Raw genomic sequence first — 3875 nt, 5'->3', positions numbered from 1 at the left:
CGCTCGATCAGGCGCAGGTGGCGAAGCTCGACCGCAAAGCCTGGGACCGGGGCGCCATCGTCTACGCGCGCGGCCGGGTCGTCCGGCTGGCCCCGCCGCTGTGCATCACCCGCGAGGAGGTCGACCGGCTGGTCGACATCGCGGCCGCGAGCATCGAGGAGCTGGACGCCGAGCTGGCCTGACCCAAACACCGCGTTGCCCCCGCCACTGCGCGGATTCGATGGCGCTTTGGGTTGGTGGCCTAACGCGCCGGCTGGCCCCGGCGGGGCTGGCCAGTGGCCGCTGGGCCGGGCAGGGCTGGCCGCAGGGCGGCCCTGCGAGCCCGCAGGCGGCGCGATTTAGAAGGCTGTTGGCCTAAACCACACGGGGTGGAGCCTGCGAACAGCCTGCGGGTGGCTGCGGGCCCGGCCCCCCATTAGGACCGGCGATAGCTCTTCCGCTATCGACGTACTTGCGCGCGGTGCGCGGATCGAGCCCACTGCGCTTGGCCACCGCGGCGTACGTTCCCAGACGTCGGTGCAGCATGGCGCAATACCACGCCAGGAGCTCGGTGGCGGTGAGCTCGCCCGCGCGCAGCTTCTCAGTCAGCGCGGTCTCCTCGTCCTGAGCGGTCTGGGCGAGATCAGCCGCGTAGCGTCCAGTGAGCAGAATGCGTCGCACCGCCTGTTCAAGCTCCCGCACGTTTCCCGGCCAGGTGTAACCGCGAGGCAACCCGCGCGCGAGTCCCTCGAGAACCTCGGCCACGAGCTGGGAATCCCCGGCGCCCGTGATCCGGCCGACCAGCAGCCGCACGAGCAGCTCCAGCTCACCAGCAGATTCCGCCAGCCGCTGTCGCAGGGTCGGAACCTCGATCACATCCGAGCAGAGGCGGTAGAAGAAGTCGTCGCGGAAGCGCCCGTCGCGGCGTAGCTGCCCGAGCGGCCGGTTCGTGGCGGCAATGACGCGCCCTGAGAAGCGCTTCTTCTCGTGGCCGCCGAGCGGCGTGAAGGTCCGTTCCTGCAGAACCTGCAGCAGCTTGATCTGGACCGGGATCGATACCTCGCCGATTTCGTCCAGGAACAGTGCCCCGTGCGCACTGCACCGCTCGAACACGCCCTGGTGGTGATCGATGGCCCCGGTGAAGGCGCCCTTGCGGTGGCCGAAAAGTTCCGACTCGATCAGCGCCTCGGGAAACTGCGACAGGTTGATCGCGATGAAGCTCTCGGCAAAGTTGGCGGCGAACCGCCGCTCACCCGTCCGGTAGGGGATGAACGCCGAGCGTCCGATGGCGGCGGCGGCGGAGCCCTTGCCCGTGCCCGTCTCGCCGAGCAACAACGTCGAGAAATCTTCCATCCTGTTCCAGAGCGCCGCCTCGTACCCGCGCATGTCGTGGGTGAAGACGTTGTTCCACAGCGCTTCGCGGAGCCGGCGCATGGATTCGCACTCCCCGGCGAGCGAGCCGTGGATGAAGTAGAAGGCGCGCCGCAGCTGGAAAAAGAATCCGAACATGTTCACGGCCCGCGCTTCGGACAGGCCGCCGCCCGCCAGCCCGGCGATCGCCTCGCCGGCGAACGGGACGGTGAGCGACGAGCCACCGTGCGTCGCCTGGCGCTCGATGAGCGCGTCGATGGGCGCCACGTAACGGTGGTAGCACACGTACAGGAAGGCCGTCTCCAGGAGGCGCCGGTCGTCGGCCTCCAGTCGCTCCCAGCCCGGCGCGCCGTCGCGCAGCCACGGACCGAGCCGGGGCTCCACCACGCGCGCGAGCGCCTCGCGGTCGCCCGCTGGCGCATCGGGGACGAGGCGCCCGATGAGATCGGCCCGCTGCGCGCTGAACGGATTGCCGAACACGACATCGGCGAGCGCCGTGAAGAACCCTCTGTCGGCCGCGGTGAGGCCGCGTGGTGGCACGCATTGAATGTAGCGCACCCCCAGCAAGAAATGCGAGCCGCTCGAATCGAAGTCGTGGAGCCCGAAGATATCAATTCCAAGAAAACAACTCCTTACAGCTCTGGCACATCCTCTGCCTGTACCCGGCCCAAGGGAGTGACGGCAACCAGCGGAGGGGGCCATGAGACAGGTACATCGAGACAGCATCGGGCTGATTCTGGCAATCGCCATCGCCGTCAACGGCTGCGCCGCGGCCGTGACGGGTGGTCGGGAAGAGAGCGGGCTGGCCCAGCTCGGGAAGCACCCGGAAGTCGTGGCCGTTCACTACCAGCGCCCGGCGCCGTTCCTGGTGGCCCAGCCGAGGAGCGTGGGCCGCGCGATCGGGATTGCTGCGGCCGTGGCCCCGTTTGCCCTGCTGCTCGGCCCCCTGGCGCCGTCGATGGCCAACCTGCTTCAGGCCGATATCGAGAAGCGCGAGGCCGAGGCGGCCGGCCAGGAGCTCATGCTGGAGATTCCACTCGAGGACCCGGCCATCCGTGTGAAGGACCGGCTGATCTCCGGGCTGGGCGCCGACGGCCGGATCGGGCCCATCCGGCCGGCAGCTGCCGCGATGGACAGCGACGATCTCGAGAACCTGAAGCAGGCGCTCGGCCCGGTCACGGTCCTCGACGTCCGGACCACCGGCTGGGGCCTGATCCCCTACCAGGTCGACCCGAAGACCTTCCTGGTCCACTACACGGTGAAGGCCCGCCTCATCCGTCTCGACCAGGAGAAGGTCCTGTGGCGAGACGAAATCTCCTGCTACACCCCGGGCGATCGCCGGTTCGGGGCGCCGGCGCTGGAGGATCTCAGGGCCGACGGCGGCGCCTTGCTGAAGACCACGATGGCCAGGACCGCCGAGGTCTGCGTCGACCCGCTGCTGGCGAGCTTCCGCGGTGAGCAACCGACGCGTCCGCTTCCCGGTCCCGACGAGCCCGCCAGGGTTGTCCTCGAACCCGCAACACTGGCGCGGGCCGAGGATACCCTCTTCGGCCCCTCGGGGCTCGTCGAGGGGTCCCGACGGTTCAAGGCGAAGTTCCAGGGCCTCGCCCTCACCGCGCAAGATCTTCCAACCCTTCGGGCCATGATGCAGCGAGCGACCGCCTCGCCATGGCGGTCGGAGGTGCAGTTCCGCGGCACGATCGGCGGTGTGGCATTCAAAGCCGAGATGGAGAAGGGCAGCGTCGGACGCTCGGAGTTCACGTTCGAGGGCCTCCGGTTTGACGACGAGGAGCAGGCGTCGGCCTTTCTCGCGCCCCTCCAAGGACGCGGGGTGCGTGAGGTGAAGCTGGTGGGCGTCGCAGGCGACCGGCCGATCAAGATCGTCCTGACGCCGTCCGCGCCCACCTGGTCCCAACCCGCACCGTCGCCGCCTCCTGTCGCGGCGAACGTCGACGAAGTCGACCGGGCCCGCGGTCTTGTGCAGGAGCCGTCGCCGAACCCGTCGAATGAGACGGTAACCAGCCCAGCGCCCGCTTCGGCGGTATCGCAACCGGCAGAGTCGCCGAACACGCCTGTTGCGACGACCGACAGCGCCACGCCCAGTGTCGAGAGTCAACTCCAGCGTCTGGACGATTTGAGGGCGCGCGGCGTCATCACGGAGGACGAGCACGCGATACTTCGCAAGCGTGCCCTGCAGAGCGGTCGCCTGACCCCCCCGGGGCCGACCGCCTCGCTCACCGCCCGACCCCCCTCGCGTCCCTCCGTGGCGCCGGGTGCACTCAACTGGCCTTCGGTCGGCTCGAGCTGGGTTCTCTCGGAGCGGACGTCTGGCTCCTATGGGACCGGCAGGCGACAGGTGACGGTGACGTACGACGGGGAGAAGGTCTGGGAAGGCAAGAAGGTGCGCGCGTTCAGCGGTGACACGCTCACCACCTACGTCGATGACCGTCGCCGGATCCTCGCCCGCGTCAGAAGCGGCACGGTGGTCGAGCTCTTCGAGCCGTATTTTGCCTTCGCCCACTGGC

At 69.0% G+C, this 3875-nt stretch carries 3 protein-coding genes; 2 read left to right on the top strand and 1 reads right to left on the bottom strand.

What is annotated here, in order from left to right; translation table 11 throughout:
- Positions 1–182, top strand: a 182-nt coding sequence (locus VFR64_18320) for a hypothetical protein (protein HET9491692.1), incomplete at its 5' end; no start/stop codon positions are given.
- Positions 183–354: 172 nt separating this feature from the next.
- Here the strand turns inward: VFR64_18320 and VFR64_18315 are convergent.
- Positions 355–1890, bottom strand: a complete 1536-nt coding sequence (locus VFR64_18315) for a sigma 54-interacting transcriptional regulator (GenBank protein HET9491691.1) — start codon at positions 1888–1890, stop codon at positions 355–357.
- 160 nt (positions 1891–2050) lie between these two features.
- On the opposite strand from VFR64_18315, the gene VFR64_18310 reads away from it, so the two are divergent.
- Positions 2051–3875 (top strand): SHOCT domain-containing protein (locus VFR64_18310; protein HET9491690.1); only part of this gene is annotated, 1825 nt, incomplete at its 3' end.

The sequence above is a fragment of the Candidatus Methylomirabilota bacterium genome (assembly GCA_035709005.1).
Lineage (GTDB): Bacteria > Methylomirabilota > Methylomirabilia > Rokubacteriales > CSP1-6 > 40CM-4-69-5.
This window is presented reverse-complemented; position numbering and strand designations above follow the sequence as displayed.